Annotated in this window: 11 protein-coding genes; 9 read left to right on the top strand and 2 right to left on the bottom strand. The window is 58.4% G+C overall.

What is annotated here, in order from left to right; genetic code table 11:
• Positions 1-86 precede the first annotated feature (86 nt).
• The gene (locus VFX97_08075; GenBank protein ID HEX5703140.1) at positions 87-8,897 is read left to right on the top strand and encodes a glucoamylase family protein; all 8,811 of its coding nucleotides are present in this window, start codon (positions 87-89) and stop codon (positions 8,895-8,897) included.
• A 236-nt stretch (positions 8,898-9,133) separates the two neighbouring features.
• On the top strand, positions 9,134-10,504 hold the full coding sequence (locus tag VFX97_08070) for a hypothetical protein (protein HEX5703139.1): 1,371 nt from the start codon (positions 9,134-9,136) through the stop codon (positions 10,502-10,504).
• A gap of 121 nt (positions 10,505-10,625) precedes the next feature.
• Here the strand turns inward: VFX97_08070 and VFX97_08065 are convergent, their stop codons facing one another.
• Positions 10,626-11,711: a branched-chain amino acid transaminase gene (locus VFX97_08065; GenBank protein HEX5703138.1), complete on the bottom strand. Its 1,086-nt coding sequence runs from the start codon at positions 11,709-11,711 to the stop codon at positions 10,626-10,628.
• 412 nt (positions 11,712-12,123) lie between these two features.
• Here VFX97_08065 and VFX97_08060 point away from each other — a divergent pair, with 412 nt between their 5' ends.
• Complete coding sequence (locus VFX97_08060; GenBank protein ID HEX5703137.1) at positions 12,124-13,269, top strand: dipeptidase; 1,146 nt, start codon at positions 12,124-12,126, stop codon at positions 13,267-13,269.
• Positions 13,270-13,327: 58 nt separating this feature from the next.
• On the opposite strand, the gene VFX97_08055 is transcribed toward VFX97_08060, so the two are convergent.
• Positions 13,328-13,978 (bottom strand): hypothetical protein, encoded by a 651-nt coding sequence (locus tag VFX97_08055; protein ID HEX5703136.1) that lies wholly within the window; start codon positions 13,976-13,978, stop codon positions 13,328-13,330.
• Positions 13,979-14,460: 482 nt separating this feature from the next.
• On the opposite strand from VFX97_08055, the gene VFX97_08050 reads away from it, so the two are divergent.
• From VFX97_08050 to VFX97_08025, 6 genes are all read left to right on the top strand, one after another.
• Positions 14,461-15,306, top strand: a complete 846-nt coding sequence (locus tag VFX97_08050) for a deoxyribonuclease IV (protein HEX5703135.1) — start codon at positions 14,461-14,463, stop codon at positions 15,304-15,306.
• A gap of 354 nt (positions 15,307-15,660) precedes the next feature.
• Positions 15,661-18,219 (top strand): leucine--tRNA ligase, encoded by a 2,559-nt coding sequence (leuS, locus tag VFX97_08045; protein HEX5703134.1) that lies wholly within the window; start codon positions 15,661-15,663, stop codon positions 18,217-18,219.
• A 24-nt stretch (positions 18,220-18,243) separates the two neighbouring features.
• Complete coding sequence (locus VFX97_08040; GenBank protein HEX5703133.1) at positions 18,244-18,942, top strand: 2OG-Fe(II) oxygenase; 699 nt, start codon at positions 18,244-18,246, stop codon at positions 18,940-18,942.
• An 89-nt stretch (positions 18,943-19,031) separates the two neighbouring features.
• Positions 19,032-21,548 (top strand): bifunctional serine/threonine-protein kinase/formylglycine-generating enzyme family protein, encoded by a 2,517-nt coding sequence (locus tag VFX97_08035; GenBank protein HEX5703132.1) that lies wholly within the window; start codon positions 19,032-19,034, stop codon positions 21,546-21,548.
• Between the two features lie 249 nt (positions 21,549-21,797).
• The gene (locus VFX97_08030; GenBank protein HEX5703131.1) at positions 21,798-23,036 is read left to right on the top strand and encodes a tetratricopeptide repeat protein; all 1,239 of its coding nucleotides are present in this window, start codon (positions 21,798-21,800) and stop codon (positions 23,034-23,036) included.
• A 38-nt stretch (positions 23,037-23,074) separates the two neighbouring features.
• Positions 23,075-24,349: a hypothetical protein gene (locus VFX97_08025; protein HEX5703130.1), complete on the top strand. Its 1,275-nt coding sequence runs from the start codon at positions 23,075-23,077 to the stop codon at positions 24,347-24,349.
• Positions 24,350-24,418: the final 69 nt, after the last annotated feature.

Genomic DNA, 24,418 nt, shown 5'->3' with positions numbered 1-24,418 from the left:
TTTCCCCGACAGTCTCCTGCCCGGAGCGAGAGTGTTAACTGTGCTATCCTAACGAAAATCCCAAGAATTTCCCCCTGTTTTCCCTGATGATGCCGTGGCCATTCTCAGCATTGATCCGCATTTTCCGTCGTGCGTCTGATGACAGCGGCGAGCCGCCGATTCGTGAAGAGCTTTTCAGCGTCGAACGGCTTGAGCAATACGCCGGAGAACTAGCTGCGCAACACAAGATCGCCGACACGCCTCAGCGCGGCAGTTTGCTGTTGCCTCGTCTGGAAGAGAATGGTCGCAAGCTGGTTGAGACTTACAACGCGCTCGCTGAATCAATTCGCAGTGAGCACGTCATCTCGCCCGCAGCCGAATGGCTGGTAGATAATTTTCACATTGTCGAAGAGCAGATTCGCGAGATTCGCGAAGACCTGCCCAAGAGCTACTATGACGAACTTCCCAAACTCGCCGACGGAGCGTTCAAAGGTTATCCACGCATCTATGCCCTCTCGGTCGCGCTGGTCGCACATACGGACAGTTATCTCGATTCCGAAACGCTGCGCCGCTTCATTAACGCTTACCAAAAGGTCGCGCCGCTATCGATTGGCGAATTGTGGGCGGTGCCGATCACTCTGCGTCTCGCACTGGTAGAAAATCTACGCCGGCTCGCGACCCGGATCGTGTCCTCGCGCGCTGAGCGCGAAGAAGCTGACAAGCTCGCCGACACCCTTCTCGAAACCGCGCAGCTCAATCCGCAGGAAATTGTGCCGTTGATTTCGGGCAGGCTTGGTAAGCGAAAAACACTCGGCCGTGCGTTTGTCGTGCAGTTGATGCAGCGCCTCCGCGAGCAGGACCCGTCAGTCCTGCCCGCGGTTGAGTGGCTCGAGATGCAACTGCACAAACTTAACCTCTCGATTCACGACATTGTTCATGAAGAACATCGGAGGCAGGCCGGCGCCCAGGTCACCGTGGGCAACATCATCACGAGCATGCGCCTGCTCTCGACGCTGGACTGGCGGGATTTTTTTGAAACCGTCAGCTTGATCGATCGTGAGCTAGCGAAAGATCCGGCCCGCATCTACTCGCGCATGGATTTCGCCACGCGCGATCGTTACCGCAAGGTCGTTGAGCGGATCGGAAAACGGGCGAAGGTCAGGGAACTGGATGTCGCGCGTGCGGCTTTACGATTATCGGAAGCGGCGCCCACAGAAAGCAGAAACCCGACCGTAAGGGAGGGTGCTAACGCGCGGGCCGCACCCTCCCTCACGGTCGGGTTTCCGCCTTCCGCGGAAGCGGCGCCCGCGGATGCCAAAGAGAGCTCGCAAGCGCACATCGGCTACTTCCTGATTGGCCGAGGGCTTGGGCAGCTTGAATCGGAGACGAGCTATCGTCCACGGATTGGCGAGAGGCTCGAGCGTTGGACACTACGTCACGCGACGTTGTTTTTTCTCGGGTCGTTGACGTTTCTGACGTCCCTGATCCTCGCGGTGATCGCAGTGGCCGTGGCGCGCGCCCAACCGCACCCCGTAAGTGTCGTGCTCGCAGTTCTCCTGGCGCTGTTGCCAGCCAGCGACCTCGCGATCAGCATTATCAATTGGGGCGTTACACACACCTACCGGCCGCGGCTGCTGCCGAAACTCGATTTGTCCAAAGGCGTGCCGGCGGAAGCGCGCACGATCGTCGTCGTGCCGGTGATTCTTTCCGCTGTGGCTTCGGTTGAGGAAATAGCCGAAAAGCTGGAGATTACCTACCTCGGAAACCAGGACGAGCACATTCACTTTGCGATTCTCGGTGACTTCGCCGATGCGACGAGTGAGACAACGCCCGCTGACAAGGAAATCGTGGAAGCGGCCCTGGAACGCATCGCGGCACTCAACAAGCGTTACAACGGCACGCACCCCGGACGCTTCCACTATTTTCATCGTCGCCGCCAATGGTGCGAGACGGAAAACTCGTGGATTGGTTGGGAACGTAAGCGCGGCAAGCTGCGTGAATTCAACCAGCTACTGCTGGGCGCCACTGACACCAGCTTTATCGTTACTACCGCCGGCGAAGAACTGCTGTCCGAGATTCGTTACGTCCTCACCCTCGATGCAGACACCCAACTGCCGCGCGAGACCGCGCACCGCCTGATCGGCACAGCTATTCATCCACTGAATCTGCCCCGGTTCGACGCGGCGGAAGATCGTATGACCGAGGGTTACACGATCTTTCAACCCCGCGTCAGTATTTCTCTCGAAAGCGCTTCGCGCTCGACCTTTGCGCGCATCTTCTCGGGCAACACCGGCGTCGATCCCTACACGACGGCAGCTTCGGACGTTTATCAGGATCTTTTCGGCGCGGGCATTTACACCGGCAAAGGTCTCTACGATGTCAAAGCATTTGAGCAGGCGATGCATGAACGCGTGCCTGAGCAGACGCTGTTGAGTCACGACTTGTTCGAATCGATTTTTGCGCGCACCGCGCTGGTTACGGACATTGAGTTTCTCGATGACTACCCTGCTTACTACGACTCGTTCGCACGCCGGCAGCATCGTTGGACGCGTGGTGATTGGCAAATCACGGAGTGGTTATTCGGCACGGTGCGTGATGCGCAAGGCCAAAAACGACCCAACCGCATTCCGGCGATCTCGCGCTGGCAGATTCTCGACAATTTGCGACGAAGTCTTTTAGCGCCTTCGATTGTGCTGTTGTTGATCGCCGGCTGGACGGTGCTTCCCGTCAGTGCCTGGTGGTGGGAACTGTTTGTGCTGCTGACGCTGGCGTTTCCAGTTTACGCGCACGTCACCAGTGGTTTGCTGATTCATCCGCGTGGCGTGCCGTGGACAAGTCACTTCTGGAGCGTCTGGGGAGACGCGCGCACAAACACCGCGCAGATCGCCGTTGAGATTGTGTTTCTCGCGCACCAAGCCGGGCTGATGGTGGATGCGATCGCTCGGACGATCTATCGAAAGTTTGTTTCGCGGCGGCATCTACTCGAATGGGTTACGGCCGCGAGTTCCGAAGCGTCGAGTAAGCATGATCTCCCCGCTTTCCTTCGTTTCATGTGGCCGGCGGTGGTGATCGTGTTGGTCGCGGTCGCGCTAATCGTGATGTCGAGTGTCGCCTCACTGCCGGCCGCGGCGATTTTCCTGGTGGCGTGGGCGGCCTCGCCCGTCATTGCTTTTGTAATTAGCCGTCGCCGCGCTGAAGTTGCGCTCTCGCTGAACGCCAAAGACGTGCGCGCCATCCGCACGGTCGCGCGTCGCACCTGGCGCTTCTTCGAAACTTTTGTCGGTGATGAAGATCACTGGTTGCCGCCTGACAACTTTCAGGAAGATCCCAAACCTCTCGTGGCGCATCGCACTTCACCGACGAACATTGGTCTGTTATGGCTCTCAACTGTCGCGGCTTACGACTTTGGCTATGTCGGCGTGGTTGAGCTGGTCGAGCGTTTGGAGAAAACGATCGCCAGTCACCAAAAGCTGCAAAAGTTCCGCGGTCATTTGCTCAACTGGTACGACACGAGAACGTTGGAAGCCATGTGGCCGCACTATGTGTCATCAGTTGACAGCGGAAACCTGGCGGCCTGCCTGCTCGCGCTCAAACAGACATGTTTGGAAATCCCGGATGACCAGTTGTTTGGAGCGCGCGTTTTGAATGGCTTGTGCGACACGCTGGCCGCTTTGCGCCACGAGATGTCGCAACTCACCACCGCCCGCCAGCGCACCGACGCGATCAGCATCAAGCAGTTGATGCAGGAGCTGGACGCGCTGGCAGAACTGTTGGCCCTACCCGAGCCGCAGAGTCTGGACGAGTGGCGCGACTTGCTTGAGCGCGTCAACGAACGGGCGGCGACGATTGACGACACAGTCGCTGCGCTCTCGCACGTGCACCAGAGCGGCGAAGTCGAAGAACTGCATTGGTGGAGCAGCGCTTTGCTGAGGCAATCCGGCAACTGGCAGCGCGATTTCCAAATACTGATTTCGGAAAGCGTCACGGCAGAGGCGGCGCAACCGACGTTGGCTTCAAGCTCGGACGAGGGGACTGAAGCTGCGAAAGACATCTCTGCCCGCCTCGCAAAAATCGCGGCCGTCTGCCAGCGCCTCTTCGACGAAATGGATTTCAAGTTTCTGCTCGAGCAGGAGCGAAAAGTTTTCACCGTCGGCTTCAACGTCACCGAAGGTCGCCGCGATAACTCGTTCTATGACCTGCTGGCGTCGGAAGCCCGGCTGGCCAGCTTTGTCGCGATCGCCAAAGGCGACGTGCCGCAGGAACATTGGTTTCGCATGGGTCGCCAGCTGACGTCGGTTAATGGCGGCCGCGCGCTGATTTCCTGGACCGGCACCATGTTCGAATATCTGATGCCGCTGCTCGTGATGCGTGATTATCGCGACACGCTGCTGGGCGAAACTTACGACGCCATTGTGATGCGGCAGATTGAGTACGGCACTGAACGTGGCGTTCCGTGGGGCATTTCAGAATCTGCGTACGCGGCCCGCGACCTGCAACTTAACTATCAGTACGGCCCGTTCGGTGTGCCCGGTTTAGGTTTGAAACGCGGCTTGATTGAAGACCTGGTCGTTTCGCCTTACGCCACGATTCTCGCGTCACAGGTAAAGCCGGTTGAGGCAATCGAGAACCTGCGCGCACTTGAGCGTGAAGGCGCGCTGTCCCGTTACGGGTTTTACGAAGCGCTCGACTACACGCCTGAGCGCGTAAAGAAAGGTGAGCACTGCACGCCGGTGCGCGCGTTCATGGCGCACCATCAGGGCATGAGTCTGGTTGCACTGGACAACTTACTGAACCAGAACATCACGCAGAATCGCTTTCACAACGAACCGCTGGTGCAGTCAACTGAACTGCTTTTGCAGGAGCGCGTGCCGCGCGGTGTCCCAGCGGCGCATCCGCGTGCCGAAGAGGTTTTGTCGGGTCGAGTAGTGCGCACGCTGACGGGCCTGGTGACGCGCGCGTACGACACGGCGGATTTGCCGACGCCGCGCACGCAGTTGCTGTCGAATGGAACGTACACGCTGATGATCACGACCGCCGGCAGCGGCTACTCGCGATCCGGACCGTTGGCGGTGACCCGTTGGCGAGAAGATCCAACGCGTGATCACTGGGGCAGCTTTATTTACGTGCGTGACATTCGCAGTGGCGTCGTTTGGTCAACCGGTCATCAGCCGATCCCGGCGAGAGCCCAGGACTATGAAGTCGCATTCTCTGAAGACAAAGCCGATTTCTGGCGGCGCGATTCAGGCATCGTGACGCATATGGAGGTCATCGTCTCAGCCGAGGAAAACGCTGAGATGCGACGGGTCTCCGTTACCAACTTTGGAAACCGGCCGCGCGAGATCGAGTTGACCAGCTACAGCGAGGTCGTGCTCGCGCCGCAGGCCAGCGACGTAGCGCATCCCGCGTTTAGCAATCTTTTCGTCGAGACTGAATTTCACGGCCGTCACAACACTCTATTTGCGCGCCGGCGGCAACGCTCTTCGGAAGACAAGCCCGTTTGGGGTGTGCATGTGCTGGCGACTACGGCGGAAACGATCGGGGGAATTCAATTCGAAACGGATCGCTCGCGTTTTCTCGGCCGCGGCCACAATACGTCGGACCCGGTTTCAGTCGTGGCCGACCAGCCTTTGTCGAACACCGTCGGCGCGGTACTCGATCCAATCTTCAGCTTGCGTTGTCGAGTGCGTTTGCAGCCGAACGAAAGCGTTCAGGTTGTTTTCACCACTGGGGTCGCGGAATCAAGCGAACAAGCGCACGCGCTCAGTGAAAAGTATTTTGACGCCGGAATCTTTGAACGCGAGTCTCGCATGGCCTGGACGCGGGCGCAGGTTGAGATGACGCACCTGCATATCGATCCTGACGAGGCCCACCTTTTTCAGAGACTGGCCGGCCGCATTCTTTACCTCGACCCTTCCTTACGTCCGCGGCCGCACGTGCTGGCGCTGAATCGTCTGACGCAGGCGCGCTTGTGGGGCCACGGCATCGGTGGCGACTTGCCGATCGTGATTTTGCGTCTCGAGCGCGAAGAAGATGTGCCCATGGCGCGACAGCTCTTGCGCGCGCACCAGTACCTCAGTTCAAAGGGACTGCAATTCGATCTGGTAATTCTCAATGACCATCCGTCGGGTTACGCCCAGTCTCTGCACGAGTCGTTGCAGACTGCGGCGCGGACCGCGGGGGTGCAAACGTTGCTGGATAAGCCGGCCGGCGTATTCATTCGTCGCTCAGATCAGATTCCGCAGGAAGAGCGCATTCTGCTGCATGCGGTGGCGCGGGTGGTGATTGTCAGCGAAAGAGGATCGCTTGAAGATCAACTTGTGAGACGGCCTGCCGAAGGACCACTGCCGGCGGAGTTCCAACCATATGCGCCGTCGCAAACTTATTCCGAGACGCCACTCGAAATTCCAAAGCTGTCCTTCTTTAACGGCGTCGGCGGCTTTGCGCACGGCGGGCGCGAATACGTAACCATCCTCGGCGAAGGCCAATGGACGCCGGCCCCGTGGAGCAATGTGGTCGCGAACAATGCCGATGTTGGTTTCCTGGTGACCGAAACCGGCGGCGGATTCACCTGGGCCAGTAACAGTCACGAGAATCGTCTGACGCCCTGGTCGAACGACGTTGTTAGCGACACGCCCGGCGAGGTCATTTACCTGCGCGATGAGGATTCAGGCGCAACCTGGACGCCGACGCCTTTGCCGATCCGCGAGCATGCTCCGTACTCAATTCGCCACGGACAGGGCTACACGGTTTTTGAGCACGCGAGTCACGGTATCTCGCAAGAGCTGCTCATGTTTGCACCGCTGGATGCGCCGGTGAAAATTTTGCTCTTGCGTCTGCGCAATCGGACTGAACGAAAACGGCGATTGTCGGTAACGAATTATGTTGATTTAACCCTGGGCGTCGATCGTCATGCGTCCGCGCCGCACATCGTGACTGACATCGAAGAGCAACAGGGCGCAGTGTTCGCGAGAAATTCCTTCAACAACGAATTTGCCGAACGCATCGTCTTCGTCGGCACCAGCGAACTCCGCTGCACCATGACCTGCGATCGCAAAGAGTTCATCGGGCGCAATGGCTCCCTCGCCCATCCGGCTGCTTTGCGGCGCGTGGGGTTGAGTGGTCGTGACGGCGCCGGTCTCGATCCATGCGCAGCGATTCAGGCGCAGATCGAGCTCGCGCCCGGCGAGGCCCGCGAGATCGTGTTTCTGCTGGGACAGGCCGAGTCAATCGAGCGAGCGCGAGAGATCAATTCACGTTTTCGCAACGTACAGGCGGTCAATGAAGCCCTGGAACGCGTGCTGAACTTCTGGGACCAGACGCTCTCGACCGTGGAAATCAAAACTCCCGATGCTTCGCTCGATACGCTCGTCAACCGCTGGCTCTTGTGTCAGGTGCTGGCGTGCCGCGTGCGCGGGCGCTCGGCGTTTTATCAATCCAGCGGCGCGTTCGGTTTTCGCGATCAGTTGCAGGACGTGATGACGTTGGTTTACGCGCGGCCCGAAGTTGCGCGCGAACAGATCCTGCGCGCGGCTTCACGGCAGTTTAAAGAAGGTGACGTGCTGCATTGGTGGCACGAACCGACCGCTCGCGGCGTGCGCACGCGCTTTTCAGATGATCTGCTTTGGCTGCCGTATGTCGTCGCGCATTACGTGAACATCACCGGCGATCAATCCGTGCTGAGCGAGCCGGTGCCGTTTTTGGAAGCGGAGTTGTTGAAGCCTGATCAGCATGAGGCCTACATCGAACCGAAGATCTCTTCTGAAAGCGGAACCATCCTCGAACATTGCACGCGCGCGATCGACCGCAGTCTCGGGTTAGGCGCGCATGGGTTGCCGTTGATGGGCTCAGGAGACTGGAACGATGGCATGAATCGCATCGGCATCGGCGGCAAAGGCGAAAGTGTCTGGCTGGGATGGTTTCTGGCTACAGTACTGCAGGGCATCGAACCGTTCTTGTCAGAACCCGGAGCGGACGTGTCAGTAACGGGAGCGGGAGCCAACAGTCAACCTGTGGATCACCGCACAACCTACGCAATCCATCTTGAAAAACTTCGCAAGGGTCTGGAAAAGTCCTGGGATGGTGACTGGTATCGCCGCGCCTACTTCGATGACGGGACGCCGCTCGGCTCAGCGCAGAACGACGAATGCCGGATCGATTCCATCGCTCAGACCTGGGCGGTCATATCCGGCGTCGCCGAATCGTATCGGGCGCAGCGAGCGATGGCGGCGGTTGAGCAATACCTGATTCGGCGCGGCGACGGTCTAATCATCCTGTTCACGCCCCCCTTCGACAAAAGCAAACTCGATCCGGGCTATGTCAAAGGTTACGTTCCCGGTGTGCGTGAGAATGGCGGGCAGTACACGCACGCGGCGTTGTGGACAGTCATCGCGTTTGCGTTGTTAGGGGAAGGGGATCGTGCGGGCGAGTTGTTTGGGTTACTGAATCCTATCAATCACTCATCGACCCGCGCCGGTTTGCACAAGTATAAGGTCGAGCCGTACGTCGCGCCTGGCGACGTCTACGCGGTACCGCCGCACACCGGGCGGGGCGGCTGGACGTGGTACACCGGTTCGGCGGGATGGATGTATCGCGCGGCTTTGGAATACATCCTCGGGTTTAAGTTACAGGGGGACCGCCTGCGCGTCGATCCGTGTATCCCCCGGTTCTGGCGCGATTTCGACATCACCTATCGGCGTGGCAGTTCAGTTTATCGGATCAAAGTTGAGAATCCGCACGCGGTGTCGCGCGGTGTCGCGAGCGTCGAACTTGACGGCGTCGAGCAGGCAAGCAAAGAGATAGCGCTGGCCGATGATGGCAAGCCGCATGACGTGCGGATCCTAATGGGAGCCTGGATCGATAATGAAGGCACTGAAGCTCAGCCAAGAGAGCCGCACACAGATCAAATTCTCCAGAGCTAACGCTCATCGCCGCCACATCAGTTTGCCCTTGCCTTTGTATCCGCCTCACGGCGCTTCCACCAAAACTGCGTCCATGAGTTGAGAACGCCATTCGCTAAGCTCGCGCGGATTGTTGTTGACAGCTTGAAGTCCCAGGCGATATCGTCGCGGCCTCTCACATGCAGGTTATTTCCAAATAGCACTAACCGTTTTTTTAAACTTCGCGGACATCCGAATCCGCCGACTTGGAGCCAGCCATGCAGAAAACAAAAATCACAGTCGCGATCCTGTTGACGGCAATCGCCGTCGGTTGCTCGGGGAATCCACAGGCCCCTCAAGTCGCTGCGACACCGACGCCGGTCAACTGTGCTGCTGCCGAAGCGCCCGGCGACGTAACGCCGACACCAAACACTATTGATAGCACTTGCGCAAAGATTCCGGCCGATATTCTCGGCAGCGGCGACAACCAGGGTGACGCAGATCTTTATTCGTGGTTAGCCTTCGTGGCAGTGAACTGGCCTGTCGACCCGACGACATGCACGGCGAATGCAAACGCGAGTATTCTGACTTCGCCTCCTAATCCGGTGTGGCTCAGCTATCTTAGCAATGACGAAATTTTTGTGGCCTCTGGACTGCCTACTGGTTGGTGTCACGCGCCGACCGGCGTTAGTGCGCGCTTCGCGAGCGCGGAGGAAGCTCTGGCGGCTCAACGCGCGAACCGGCTGGCGAAGCTCCCGCCAAAAGTTCGGGCGCTGGCAGAAAAACATCCCGAGGTGCGATTGTTCCTCCATCATAATTCGAAATCGCACGACGCTCTGATGTCGCCCAGCAAGCTGACGAACACGCCCTCTCAATTGCAAGGGATCCTGGATGCGACAAACCAAGTTGTGACCGATCAGAACGGACGCTTTGTTCGCTACACGGTTAACATTGGGCCGATCGAATACCAGTACATCATTCAGAATAAGCTGTGGACGAAGGCGGGACAGGAGGCGACCGGCGACCTGAACTTCACCAACGGTGCGATGGAGTTCAAAGCCGCCTGGAAAGTGCTGGGGGCCAACGATGATCCGACCCACTTCTTCACCCAACAGGCGATTGTCTATAACGATGCGGACGGCAATCCGAGTCCCGGACCAAATCCCGTCACAGTCGGGCTGGCCGGTCTGCATATCGCACACAAGACGCCGCGGCAGCCGCACTGGCTGTGGTCAACGTTCATCCAGGCAGATCTAAACAAGGGCTTCAACAACCCGAACTGCCCGGCCTCGCAGTGTCCGCCGAATGTGCAGACGGCGCCCACGCCATTCGTCGAGCTTAATTCCGACGGCAGTCCGCGCAACAAACCCGTGCAGGTCTCCAGCGTCAGCCCGATCAGCTCGCCTTCATTGAACACTACATTTCAGGGACTACTGAAGGGGACGCCATGGGCCTATTACCAGCTAGTCAGCACTCAATGGCAGGGCGGGTTCGGTGGTACCAAACCGCCGCAACTCGGCAACCCGTTGCTCGAGACGTTTGTCTCGCAGACAACCCCCTACAGTTGTTTGGAGTGTCACCAAAGTGCGCAGGACTCACCGGGCGGTAAAAAGTCGGATTTCAGTTTTGCGATAAATGCGAAGCAGTGAGAACCCTGAGAGTTCCCTCGTAAAGCTGTGTTCTATATCTCTGTGAGCCTGCCCGAAAACGAAAAGGCGGGAGATACCTCCCGCCTCTTTCTTGCCAGGTTGTTGATGAATCAGTCGGCTGCTAGGCGCGCGCGCGCGCTACCAGTTCAGCCGCGATACTGTCATCTGTAGTCGACTTTGGAACGCGACCGTTGTCCGTCGCTTTTCTTCCCGGCTGATCGGCGGCGCGTTCCTCTTGTTCACGTACATAAGTGAGCCATGGGCCGGGCGCCGGTCGCTCACCTTTGGTGATCTCGAAAAACACTTTCTGAATCTTTTCGGTGATTTCGCCACGCGCGCCGTTGCCGATAGTGATGCGATCGACGGATCGAATCGGTGTAATCTCGGCCGCCGTGCCGCTGAAGAACAGTTCGTCGGAAACGTAAAGCGCGGCGCGTTGAATACTTCGTTCTTTGATCGTCAGCCCCAGCTCGCTGCAAATCTGAATCACACTATCGCGCGTGATGCCCGGCAGAACCGAAGACGAAAGCGGCGGCGTGTTCACGACGCCGTTAGCGACCACAAAAATGTTTTCGCCCGAGCCTTCGGAAACATAACCACGATCGTCAAGTGCGATGCCTTCGGCAAAACCGTTGACCAAAGCTTCCATCTTGATCAATTGCGAGTTCATGTAGTTCGCGCCGCTTTTGGCCATCGGCGGCAGCGAATTCGGACTCAGGCGGTTCCAGCTCGACACACAGACATCGACGCCTTTTTCAATTGCTTCATCGCCGAGGTATTTGCCCCAATCCCACGCGCCGATATAGCAGGCCAGCGGATTCGGAAACGGATTGACGCCGAACGCGGGTTTCTCTTCGTCCAAACTGCGAAACAGAATGGGGCGGATGTAGCACTGATCCAAACCGCTGCGACGCACGAGTTCGACGGCGGCGTCGCAGAAATCATCGGCGCTCCAGTCGTGATCCATGCGGAAGATTTTGGCGGAATTCAGGAAGCGTTGCATGTGCTCGCGCAGGCGAAAGACGGCCGGCCCACGTTTGGTGGAGTAACAGCGAATGCCTTCGAAGACGCTCGAGCCGTAATGCAAAACGTGAGACATGACGTGGACGCGGGCATCGTTCCATTTGATGAACTCGCCGTCGTGCCAAACCAGGTCACAAATGCGCGGAGTGGCAACATCTTTCTTCTTATCGCCCATTGAGTACATGCTGTTTACTCCTTTGGAGAACTAACGGTTTCGAACCGCGAGAAGTGCTTAATTACTGAGTGAATTGATAAAGCACGATACTCTAAAGTCGCAGGCCTTGGCAAGATAACCAGTCATGGTTTTCGCTGCGGTTTTTGGAGTGCGCCGGCTCGACGGCGCTTTGTTATTGTGGTCAGCTTTTATGGACGATGCCAGGCAAGCGGCGTCAACCCGCCGTACTTCAAAAACGTCGTTTGCGCACTCGCTTGCTCAACACGCATCAGTTAAATAGGATCGACTCGGCTTGCGATCAAATAAGAAGGGCAATCAAGTCGTGATTCCGCGCCGGGCTGTCACCCTGTGGCTGTGTGCCGTGGCGCTGATTCCGCTCGCAAGTTGCCGTAATTCTACTGAACCGGTGGAACCTATAAAGATGACAACAGAGACAAGTGCAAATGACCCCGGAGCGATTCATCAGCGCGCGATCACCGTCGATATGCATGCCGACACCGCCCAACGCCTGGTCGACGAAAACGTCGATTTGAATCAGCGCCTGGCGGACGGACATCTTGACGCTCTGCGGGCGAAGGAAGGCGGGCTCGACGCGCAGTTCTTTTCGATTTGGGTCGAGCCGCAGTTGTTTGGAGGTGGCGGCGCCGGCGCGATGAAGCGCGCGGACATTCAGATCGAGGCCGTTCAGGACCTGGCCGCGAAACATCCGGAGACGTGGGAAATGGCCGCTACCGCTGATGACGTTCGTCGCGTCGCCGCGAGTGGAAAAATCGCTGCGTTGATGGGATTGGAAGGCGGCTATGCGATCGACGATAAGATCGAGAATGTGAAGCGCTACTACGACATGGGCGTGCGTTACATGTCTCCGGCGTGGAGTGTCAGCACGAGCTGGGCCGGGTCCTCGGGTGACGCAGTCGGCGAGACGCGCGGCTTAAACGAATTTGGCAAAGAAGTCATTCGCGAGATGAACCGCCTGGGCATGATGATCGATGTGTCGCACGTATCCGACAAAACCTTCTGGGACATCATGAACACTTCGACGAAGCCGGTGGTAGCGACTCATTCGGCTTGCCGCGCGATTGCGAACGTGCCGCGCAATCTGACGGACGACATGATTCGCGCGCTCGCGAAAACCGGCGGCGTGGTGAACGTTATTTTTTATCCCGAGCACATCGAACCCGGCTGGAGTGAGAAAAAGAAAAGAGTTGATGCGGAGATCGCTCCGATGGTGCAGCGCGCGTCCGAGCAGGAGCAGGGAAATGTAGCGCAAAAGAAACTGGCCCGCGATCGCGTCCGCTTTGAAGAGTATCTGAAGCGCCTGCCGCCGGTGCACGTCTCGCGGATTGCCGACCACATCGATCACATCGTGAAGCTCGTGGGGGTCAATCACGTTGGCATCGGATCGGATTTCGACGGCGTGCAGGCAGTGCCGGCGGACATGAAGTCCGTTGCGGACTTGCCGAACCTAACTAAAGAACTTCTAAAGCGCGGTTATTCGGCAAGCGACGTTGAGAAGATTCTGGGTGGAAACATGCTCCGAGTGATGGACCACGTTCATCAGAAATGATTTTGGATTGTTTAGGTCGGGCTACCGACCTGCTCTTTTTGGGCGAAGACAGTTCCCGCTATTTTTGGTCGTTTGGTCCTGCTGCAGCTGCACGCTTTTGCTTAAAGTTTTCGTAATCAACTTCGTAGTTGGGCAGCGAAGTGAAAAGATGCTCGGGCGGGTCACCCAGTTCTACTTTCGTCGCTTCAAACGTGTTAGTCCACCCGCTCTTGGATTTTATAACGACCTTCATCATATAACCCTGGAGCGCCGGGCAAATGTAATATTCAGTTATCTCGCCCGTTGCGGCTAACTCCTTCCGGACAACAAACGTCTTAAACCCAAGGATCGTTTCTTCCCTGACAAAACCGGGGTCCTGCCGGGCTCGGTCCTCATGAAAATGGTTTTGATCGGCAGAAGACAGGTAGTCGAGCTTCTTATTGCCCTCATCCACGCGGAAAACCCCCTTGCCGGCAAGCTTAAAGCCGACATCGGTTCTTCCGTTCATGTAAGTTCTGTCCTGCCTCCAGCTACCGTCTGCTTTTTGATACCTGATGCTGGTGGCGGCTATAAAAGTCGGCCGACCGTCGCCTGGATCGACGATATCCCTGGTATGAACCGTAAATCCCTGGGCGGGCGCTGGAACAGGGCTCACCTTCGCGACAATAAAGCCGGTGGCGGCCATCGACAAGATCACCCCTGATCCGAGTAAAACAGATTTAACGTTCATGTAAGACCTCCTATCATCCGCCCCCGGTGCAGCCACCGACAAAGCACTTTTTATAAGTAAAGGAACTACCACAAGAGGACGGGGGATGGCAGTACCCAAACTCGTAATAACAACAGGTATTCGGCCCACCGCAACCACAGTTCGGAAACTGAGGAACCCCGCAACACGGTACTTCTGTTGAGATGCAGCCCCACTGGTCGACCGTCCAAGATCGGCAATTGCAGTTTGAAAAGCAATCTCCTGAGGCAAAGGCCAAATGTCCAGACGAAAAGGAAAGGATTAAGAGCAGGATCCCTAGAAGTCGTTTCATAATGTCTCCTTCCGGGTTGTTTGCAGTGTTTACTGCTATGCGCAAAATCCTACTCCGGGGCTGGGGTCCTGTCAACGGAAACAACGTATGATTGCCCAGCAAAACCGCTACCAGAAAACAAGACCGGGAGGACCGCTGCCTCGTCTGAACAATGAACCAATCGAGTCAACGAATGCGTCCACGGATAGGCTTCCACGCCCCCATCAAAGGCGGGCTTCACGAGTCTTTAATCATCGCGAAGGAAACCGGTTGCGACGCGGTGCAAATCTTCTCGCGGAATCCGCGCGGCTGGATGGCCAAGCCGCTGACGCGTGAATCAGTCGAGTTGTTCAAAGCGACTCGCAGACTCACGAAGCTGTCGCCCGTTTTAATTCATGCGAACTACCTGATCAACCTTTCTTCGGCCGACGATGTGATTCTGTTGAAATCGATCGCCTCGTTCCGTGAAGAAGTGCAGCGCGGCATTGCGCTCGGTGCCGACTACCTCGTCGTGCACCCAGGTAGCGCCCGCGGCTCATGCGAAGCTGACGGCATCGCGGCCACCGCGATTAGTTTGAAGGTTGCTTGCAAAGGATTGCGGTTCGGAAAGCTGCGCATCCTGCTGGAGAACACTGCCGGACAGGGTCAGTGCATCGGTCACCGGTTCGAGCATCTGCGCGCGATCATGGACGAGTGTCCGAAGTTGCCGCTGGGCGTCTGCGTCGATACCGCGCATTCATTCACGGCCGGTTATGACATTCGCGAGCCAGACGGGTTGGAAGCAACGATCGAAATCATTCGCCGCACGGTGGGTCTGCGCAACGTGCGGGCGGTCCACTTCAATGATTCGCGGGCGCCGTTTAATTCGCGCGTCGATCGCCACTGGCACATTGGCGAAGGCCACATCGGGCGCGATGCGCTGCGACGCTTTGCGCAACATCCGAAGCTCGCCCACTGTGCGTTTATTTTGGAAACGCCTTACGACGATCCGCGGGCTGATCTGAAGAACCTGGAAGCCCTGCGGAGCTTCGTCAGTTGAGTCGGCCTCGGGGGCGGAGTCAGTACCGGGAGCGGTAGCGACCGGGTCGCGCTCCTGACCCCGTCGCATCCCCACCCCACGCGGGCTGCCCGCGCGGGGACCCCGGTCCGCTCCGGGTACTGATCTCATCGCGAAGTTCTGCTTTACGGTCTCCGGTTGGTCAGTTACAATGCCCTCATCATGCAACGGTCCGCGTTTCATTCTCTAACCAAACTCCTCCTTACGCTGCCGCTAGCGCGCTGCGCTTGATCGCGTCTGTTAGCGGCGAATCCAGTCAAAACCCGAACGAAGTAACTGCACAAGCGGCTTTGTGCATTTGACCCAAATGACTGTAAGTTAAGAGGAGTTAACACAATGGACGAGAAATATTTTCCTGAAAAAATCGAAGCGAAGTGGCAGAAGCGCTGGGCCGACGAGCGTGCGTTTGAAGCCCGCGAAGACGACCCGCGCGAAAAGTTTTACGCGCTCGAGATGCTGCCGTATCCCTCCGGCTTTCTGCACATGGGGCACGTGCGGAACTACGCGATCGGCGACGCGCTGGCCTGGTACAAGCGCCTGCGCGGGTTCAACGTTTTGCATCCGATCGGCTGGGATAGTTTTGGACAGCCAGCCGAACAAGCCGCGATCAAACGCGGCGTCCAACCACGCGACTGGACTGAAGAAAACATCGCGCACATGGAAGGGCAGATGCGGCGGCTGGGCATCAGTTATGACTGGTCTCGTGTGATCGCCGCGCACCGGCCGGAATACTACAAATGGGACCAGTGGTTCTTTCTGAAAATGCTGGAACGCGGTCTGGCGTACAAGCGCACTTCGCCGGTCAACTGGTGTCCGAAAGAACAAACGGTGCTGTCGAACGAACAGTCGTCAGGCGGCATCTGCTGGCGGTGCGGCACTGCGGTGGTCAAGAAAGAGATCGAACAGTGGTATCTGCGCATTACGAAATACGCGGAGCAGTTGGTCCAGGACATCAAAGAGATTGAAAACAGCTGGCCCGAAAAAGTCATCAAGCGCCAGCGCGACTGGGTAGGGCGCAGTGAAGGCGCGTATATCGATTTCGGAGTCAAAGATCTGAAAGAAAGGATCCGTGTGTTCACCACTCGCATCGACACGATCTTTGGTGCGACTGCGATCGTGGTTGCGGCCGAGCACCCGATTCTGCCGCAGCTGCTGGAAGGCTCATCTTTGAAAGACGACGTGCTCAAGTTTGCGGAGCAGATCAAAGCGGCGCGCGCGATCAAAGCAGAAGACCAGACGGCTGAGGAAGAGAAGCTCGGCATGAACACCGGGCAGCTGGCCGTCAATCCCTTCAACGGCGAGCTGTTGCCGATCTGGGTCGCAAATTACGTGCTGATGGATTATGGCGCGGGTGCGGTGATGAGCGTGCCGGCGCACGATGAACGCGATTTCGAGTTCGCGCAGAAATACACGCTGCCGATTCGACAGGTCATTGCGCCGATCGTGCATGGCCAGCAGAACGAGCCGGACGATGCCGTCCCGGGCAGCGATCAGTCGATGGAAATGAAGCAGGCTTTCGTCGAACAAGGTGTCCTGGTGAACAGTGGCGAATGGAGCGGTCAACTTTCGCAGGAGGCGATTCGCGAAATGTCTGAGTATGCAGGCGCCAAGAACTTCGGTGGCGGCGCGGTCACCTATCGCATACGTGACTGGGGCATCTCGCGGCAGCGGTTCTGGGGTGCGCCGATTCCGGTTGTGTATTGCCCGAAGTGCGGAATGGTGCCCGTGCCGGAGAAAGATCTGCCCGTCATGTTGCCGGAGAAGGCGGAATTCACCGGCACAGGCGAATCGCCTTTGAAGACCGTCCCCGAATTCGTCAACACCAGGTGCCCGACGTGTGGCGCGGCCGCGACGCGTGAGACGGACACGATGGACACGTTTGTCGATTCGTCCTGGTACTTCTTTCGTTACTGCGATCCAGGTAACGAATCGATGCCGTTTGAGCCGGAACGCGTCGCGAAATGGACGCCGGTGGATCAATACATCGGCGGCGACTCGCATGCGGTGATGCATCTGATCTACACGCGTTTCTGGACCAAGGTGATGCGCGACTTAGGCCTGGTGACTTTCAACGAACCGGTGAAGCGGCTGCTGACGCAGGGCATGGTCACCAATCGCGTCGAAGAGACAAACGAATGGAAAGCGATGTCGAAGTCGCTCGGCAACGGTGTCGATCCGGACGAGATGATCGAAGCCTTCGGCGCCGACGCCACCCGTCTGTTCATTCTGTTCGCCGCGCCGGTCGAGAATGAACTGCGCTGGTCGGAAACGGGAATTGAAGGCGCGGTGCGATTTCTGCGACGCGTGTGGACGATGGTGTACCGGTACGCGGGTCTCCCGCCTGCCGAGCACGCCGAAGACGTACGTACCGAATTCAGCGATGGTGCTCGCACGCTGCGCCGCAAGACTCACCAAACGATTGCCCGCGTGACCGAGGATTCTGAGAAGCTCGATCTCAACACAAACGTCGCGGCTTTGATGGAGCTGTCGAATGCACTCGGCGAATTCAACATCGATCCGGCGACGGCTTCGGACACTGACGTGTTCGCCGTGCGCGAAGCGCTCGAAGCCCTCGTCGTTATGTTGGCCCCGTTCTCTCCGCACATCGCCGAAGAGATGTGGGAAGGGTTGGGTCATGCCGGCGGTCTGTTGAAGTCTGCCCGGTGGCCGTCTGCCGATCGCGAGCTGGCGAAGAAAGATGAGCTGGAGATTCCCGTTCAGGTAAATGGCAAGCTGCGTTCGCGTGTGGTCGTGTCGCCTGACATTTCTGAAGCCGACTTGCGCGCGTTAGCGCTGGCGGACGCCAAGGTCCAAAGCTTCATCGACGGTCACAAGATCGTTAAGGTGATTGTGGTGCCTCAGCGCCTGGTGAACGTCGTAGTGAAGAAAGCGTAGCTGCTGCGCTTTCTTAAATCTCGAATGTCCCAAACGGATATCTTGAAGCGCCTTGGCGTTGTGACGGTCCGCAATTTCCTCGATGTCGCGACGTGCGAGCGAATCATCGCGGAGATATGCGAGTCGAAGCGGACGCCTGCAACCTCTTATCGTGACGGCCGCGCGCAGGGCGTGGATGAACAGAAGAGAAGAGTCTTGCGAGCGAGCGTCTCTTCCGGTCTACATTCGCTTGTAGGAGAACGCTTGCGCGAACACAAGCGCATGCTTGAAGAGAGCTTTGGTGCGCCACTCGCAGACTGGGAAGCTCCTCAATTCCTGCAGTACCGTGCCGGTGATTTTTTCATACCGCATACGGACTCATCAGTGGCCGAGGGAAGTCGGCAATTCATTAAGAGACGCGCCATGTCGGTTGTCATTTTTCTAAACGGTGAATCGGACGAGCCGGCGGAAGGTCGTTTCGGCGGTGGTTCGCTTGTTCTCTACAACCTTCTCTCCGATCCACGCACCGAGCGTCTGGGTTTTCCGATCAAAGCAGAGCCAGGCACGTTCCTGGCCTTTCCCTCGCACATCTTCCACGAGGTAACGCCGGTGAAACATGGCGCGCGCTACACGGTTGTTACGTGGTTCGGAAGACACGAAGGTGACGGTGTTTCAGAACCAACGAACGGAAAGTCAGAGAGACCCACGGCTCCGGCGCAAACCCGTGACCACCAGCCAGGATGATCTCCTGCTTGCCTGCTCGCATATCAGCCGTTAAAATCCTCGCGAACCCAGACTCGCGCGGAGTCGTAAGTTACGTAACGATTCACTGAATGAAAGAGTGTCCAAAGTGTCGCGTATGTTTTGCCGACGACGTGGCTTTTTGCCCTGACGACGGCGCCGCGACCGGTCCGTCCATCGCCGGCGAACCGATCCTTGACGGCCGCTACAACCTTGAGCGGCGGCTGGGCCAGGGCGGCATGGGCATTGTTTACAAAGGCCGGCACATCTTTCTCAAGACCCAGCACGCCATCAAGATCATTCTTCCCGATCTGGTCGGCAACGATCCAAATCTCGTCACGCGCTTTCGGCAGGAAGCCTTGGCCGCCGCCGCGATTCGCCATCAGAACATAATTGCGGTCACCGACTTTGGAGTTGTGCGCGGCACGATGCCTTTTCTCGTGATGGAGTTCGTGCAGGGCAAGTCGCTGCAGGAAGTGATGTCCGCCGAAGGCGCGATGGGCCCGGTGCGCGCCTTCGACTTTATGCAGCCGATCTGTTCGGGCATCGCTGCGGCCCATCGCCAGAACATCGTGCACCGCGACATCAAGCCCCTGAACGTCATGCTTCAGGACGGTCTGACGATTGCCGAAGGCACAAAGATTCTCGACTTCGGTCTCGCGAAAATTAAGTCAGGCGAGTTGCTGGGTTCCTTTGTCGCCGCGCAGACCACGGGACTGATGGGCTCGCCGTTTTACATGGCGCCCGAGCAGTGGTCGGACGAACCACCCGACGCGCGCGCTGATGTGTACAGCCTCGGCGTGATGCTCTATCAAATGCTCGCCGGTGAAGTGCCGTTCAAAGCGAACGCGATTCCGGCGATCATGAAGAAGCACCTGACTGAGGAGCCGCCGACATTCTCGTCCCGCGGCATAGAGGTGCCGCCGCAAATTGAAGCGGTCGTGCGTCACGCGCTCGAAAAAGAGCCGGAGCATCGCACGTCATCCGCGGATGAATTCCTTGAAGAGTTTCGCCAGGCGATGGAGGCCGCCAGCGCGCTGCTGAAAACCACCGGCGAAGCGCGGCAGCCGGATCCTTACCAGACGCTGGTGACCGGCCCGCCGCCCGCGACCGATCCGCACGTAGGCAGATCCAGTTACACGCGTCCGACTGAGGACTTGATCGCGGCCGCCATCAGCAGCAAGTCCTGGATGGAAGAACAGGACAAGTTGACCGCAGCGCGCGAGGAACTGGCCCGCGAAGAACAAGGGCGACGCCAACTCGCCGCTGAGGCCGAGCGCAAACGAAGAGAAGACGAAGCCCGGCAGGAAGCCGAGCGGCAACAGCAGCTCAAACAAAAGCAGGAAGAAGAGCGGATCGAAGCAGAGCGCCTCGCCGCCGAGCAGCGCGCCGCGGAAGAGCGCGAGCGCGAAGCAGAGCGTGTGCGCGATGAAGAAGCCCGAAAGCTTCGGGAAGCAGAGGAAGCGCGCCGCCAGGAAGAACAACGGCTGGAGGAAGCGCGGCGTAAAGAGCAACAGCGCCTCGACGAAGAGCGCCGGCGCGAAGAAGAACGCAAACGTGTCGAAGAGTTGGTCGCGCAGCAGACGAAAGCGATTGAAGAGAAGCTGACGAAACTCGCGTCGAGTATTCCCCCCGCGCCCGCCGCGGTGGCGGAAGCGGCGAACGCACGGCAAGTGGGCGCGACGACGATTACGGAGAACAGCTATCCGAATATGGTCAATGTGCCGCCGGCGGCGGTGGCCGGCAAGCGGAACGTATTGCCGTACGCGCTTGCGGGTGTTTTATTGCTGGTGCTGGTCGGCGGTGGAATCGGCGCGTGGGTTCTTTGGCCCAGGCCTACGCCCACGCCCGGTGGCGGCGACAATCCCCCGATTGAAAACCCGAAAGATCCGGATCCAGGACCAGCGCCCGTCACCTTTACTCCCGAGTTCATTTCAGTTCCGGGTGGAACATTCGACATGGGCCGCAATGGCGCCACCGTGGCCGAGGTTCCGGTCCACGCCGCTTCTGTGCAGCCCTTGGTGATCGACAAGACTGAAGTTACAAATTACGAGTATCAGCAGTTTGTCGAGAAAACGGGTCACGAAGCACCGTCACACTGGATCAACAAGAAACCGATCGCGGGACAGGAACTGTGGCCGGTTACCTTTGTGTCCCACAGCGATGCCGTTGCGTTTGCCAAGTGGCGTTCAGAACGCGATGGTTTGAAGTGGCGGCTGCCCACCGAAGAGGAATGGGAGTACGCCGCGCGCGGCGGCGATCAGGAGAACATCTATCCCTGGGGAAACACGTGGACGGAGGGCCACGCGATCACCAAGAGTTCGGGTGCTAACGAGCCGAAGCCGGTTGGTTCCGCGCCTAATGACAAAACACGCTGGGGCGCGCTGGACATGATGGGCAACGTTTACGAGTGGACCGCGACCAAGGCCCGGTACTATCAAGGCAGTTCGAAACAGGTCGAAGGCGAACAGCGCAACTGGTATGTCATTCGGGGCGCTTCGTTCGGTACGGCGCAGGAGCCGAAGCCAATCTCGACCACGCGACGCGATTGGGTCGATGGCAATACCAAGGTTGGCGCGCTGGGCTTTCGTCTGGTTCGACCGCAGTAAAGGGGCGTGATTGGTATTGGCCTTACGATTCGGGTTCCCTCTCCCAAAGGGAGAGGGTTAGGGTGAGGGTCCCAGCGAGAAAAGTAGAAAAAACATTTTTCTTTTTACTCTTAAGCCGCTAAGCTTCGCACCCTTACCCCAGCCGTCTCCCGAAGGGAGAGGGAGTTCGCGACCGTACCTACTTGAGCCTCGCTACCTCACCGAGTATTATCACCCGCAAAAATCCAGAGACCCTGAGTCTTAATAAACATGAACAAACCCTCGATTGCCTTTTCAAGAATGAGAATTAGCGCGCTTGTTAAAGCGGCGCTGGCGTTCGTCTGCCTGATGGTGGCGTCGGGTGCGGTGCTGGCCCAGGAGACGGGCGGCGAGCTGGGCGGCGGCGCCGGCATCTTTCGGCCGAAGAATCCCGAAGCCAAACGGAGCGGCAATCCGGCGCGTCCGCCGAAGCCGAGAATGACTCCGGCCGAAATCGAAGCGCGATTTCAGGATGCGCTCGCCGACGGCAACGATGATCGTGATGCGCGCAGGTTCGTCCAGGCGGAAGCGGCTTACCGCCGCGCTTTGGTGTTGAAGCCGCGCGATTCGCGCGCGCACTACGCGATCGGAAATGTCCTGGTAGATCAGCAGCGCTGGGACGACGCTGAAGTGTCTTATCGAAAAGCCTTCGACACCGCGGCGACTGATCCTGAAGTTCTGATGGCCCTAAGCTTTGCGCTGGTACAGCCGCGCACCGGCGCGCTGAACGCAAAACGATTTACCGACGCCGAGTACTTTGCCCGGCGCGCGACGCAACTGGCGCCCACTAATGCGATCGCTTTCGATCGTTTGGGGGTCGCGATGACCGCGCGCGGCATTTACAACGCCGATGCCGAAAGTGCTTTCCGCCGCGCGACGGAACTGGATCCGAATTTTGTCGTGGCGCAAGTCCACCTCGCCGGTGTGCTGGCGCGAATGAAGCGATGGGATGAGGCCGACGCGCTTTTCCGCTCGGCCGGAGACAAAGCGCAGGACGCTCCGACCCTGGTTTTGATTGCAGACGCACTGCAAGGGGCACAGCGCTGGAACGATTCTGAGCCGGTGCTGCGACGCGCACTTTCGCTGGACGCGAGAAATCCGGGCGCCCTATTCCTGATGGGCCGGTTCTATTCGGTCAATCAACGCTATGCAGAAGCGGCTGCGATTTTGAAAACGGCCGCCGAAGTGAACACGAAGAGTTTTATCGTGCGGACCGTTCTGGCGCGGGCCTACCTGGGCTCCGGAGAGCATGACAACGCGTTCAGAACCTACGAAGAAGCAGCCGCGCTGGCCTCCGCTGCTGATCGCAAAGCGCTCGCCGGCCAGTTCGGCTTCACCGGCGTCGGCGATGGATACATGACCGCCGGTCGAGGCCGCGACGCGCTGCGCGCTTATCAAAAGGCCCTTGAGTTAGACCCGGCGAATGCAGAGTTGCCGGCGAAGATCGCCGCCGCGCGCGCAAAATCGTAGAGCTTTTCGGAATTAGAAACCCCTGAGACAAAACAGACATGAGACGTTGCCCAAAATGTAACCGCACTTATTCAACTGACACGCAGAAGTTCTGCACACACGACGGCGGTTTGTTGTTCACCGTGCAAGCTGAGTTGACCGAGACGGTGCAGTTCGATTCATCCAAAGTTCGCGATGCCATCGCCAAACCGACGACCCGCGATCTCAGTGGGCAACAGCCTGGCGCATTCGATCCCGAAGCGACGGTGGTCAGCCGCGGTGTTAACGACGGCACGCAGCAGGTGAAGACGCGCGACACCGGCAGTCTCGAGCCGCCGTCGCAGACGCAATACTATGGCGCGCCACCGAGCCAGCCGAACACCGGACCAGTGGCGCCGCCACCGGTAGCCCCCTCAGGTCCAATTCCACCTGCGCCCACGTCGGCTCCGTTGCCGCCGCAGCCGTCTGGCCCGATTCCGCCGCCGCCACAAGCGCAGGCTGCCGCTGCCGCTCATCCGAGTCAGCCTTTGCCGCCGGTGGCGCAAAAGAAGAAATCGAAGCTGCCGCTGATTCTTGGTCTGCTCGCTGTGCTCCTGATTTTCTTCGTCGGAGCGGTGGCGGTTGCAGGCTACTTTTTCTGGTACAAACCACAACAGGAAGCGCGCGCACGCGAACGCGTGGTGATTGTTAACGAGCCGAATCAGCCATCGTCATCGTTGCCGAGCACGGCCACGCCCGGCCAAGCGTCCGTGCCGTCGAACGAACCGCCGCCATACAATCCGCCTGCTGATGCCGTGCAGTTTGTGAATTCAAAGGCGAACCTGGACGGCAAGCTGCTGGAGCACTATGTAGACTTCTCGTTCTATTACCCGAACCGGTGGCAGAAGGATGCAGAAGCAGGCGTGGCGGGCGCCAGCAACTTTGCGAAAGTCGAGCGTCGTCTTCCGCCGGACTTCACGCAAGAGAATTTCGCCGTCGGTTGGTACTCGGCAACGGGAACGTCGACAGAGCTGTTTAAGAATCTTGCCGAGAATCTCAGCAAGCAGTTGTCGAGCGGCTTCCCCGAGTATCGAAAAGTTTCCGAAGGGCCGGCCCGCGTCGGATCGTACGATGGCTACGAATTTCGCTTCGAAGCCATGTCGCGCGATACCGCCAAGGGTGACGTCACAATTTGGGGCCGGGTTGTTTTTCTGGCCCCGCCCTCGGGCGGCAACACCGGGGTGACGCTGCTGATGCTGGCGACGTCGCTTGCGCCGGAGCTGAAAAGCGTTGACGACGTCGGCGTGAAGGGCGAGCTCCCGATGGTGCTTGAGTCATTCCGATTTGGAAAGTAGCGCTCGGGGCGTTAGCCCGACCGTTAGGGAGGGCTCCTTCGGGCGCAATCTGTGAGCCCTCCCTGACGG

Source organism: Pyrinomonadaceae bacterium (assembly GCA_036277115.1).
Classification (GTDB): domain Bacteria; phylum Acidobacteriota; class Blastocatellia; order Pyrinomonadales; family Pyrinomonadaceae; genus UBA11740.
This window is presented reverse-complemented; position numbering and strand designations above follow the sequence as displayed.

Bases quoted from the DNA above. Each gene is read 5' to 3' on its own strand.
- VFX97_08050 (HEX5703135.1), top strand. From the start codon at position 14,461: ATGCGTCCACGGATAGGCTTCCACGCCCCCATCAAAGGCGGGCTTCAC.
- VFX97_08040 (HEX5703133.1), top strand. From the start codon at position 18,244: ATGTCCCAAACGGATATCTTGAAGCGCCTTGGCGTTGTGACGGTCCGC.
- VFX97_08070 (HEX5703139.1), top strand. From the start codon at position 9,134: ATGCAGAAAACAAAAATCACAGTCGCGATCCTGTTGACGGCAATCGCC.
- VFX97_08030 (HEX5703131.1), top strand. From the start codon at position 21,798: ATGAACAAACCCTCGATTGCCTTTTCAAGAATGAGAATTAGCGCGCTT.
- VFX97_08065 (HEX5703138.1), bottom strand. From the start codon at position 11,711: ATGTACTCAATGGGCGATAAGAAGAAAGATGTTGCCACTCCGCGCATT.
- VFX97_08055 (HEX5703136.1), bottom strand. From the start codon at position 13,978: ATGAACGTTAAATCTGTTTTACTCGGATCAGGGGTGATCTTGTCGATG.
- VFX97_08025 (HEX5703130.1), top strand. From the start codon at position 23,075: ATGAGACGTTGCCCAAAATGTAACCGCACTTATTCAACTGACACGCAG.
- VFX97_08035 (HEX5703132.1), top strand. From the start codon at position 19,032: ATGAAAGAGTGTCCAAAGTGTCGCGTATGTTTTGCCGACGACGTGGCT.
- leuS (HEX5703134.1), top strand. From the start codon at position 15,661: ATGGACGAGAAATATTTTCCTGAAAAAATCGAAGCGAAGTGGCAGAAG.
- VFX97_08075 (HEX5703140.1), top strand. From the start codon at position 87: ATGATGCCGTGGCCATTCTCAGCATTGATCCGCATTTTCCGTCGTGCG.
- VFX97_08060 (HEX5703137.1), top strand. From the start codon at position 12,124: ATGACAACAGAGACAAGTGCAAATGACCCCGGAGCGATTCATCAGCGC.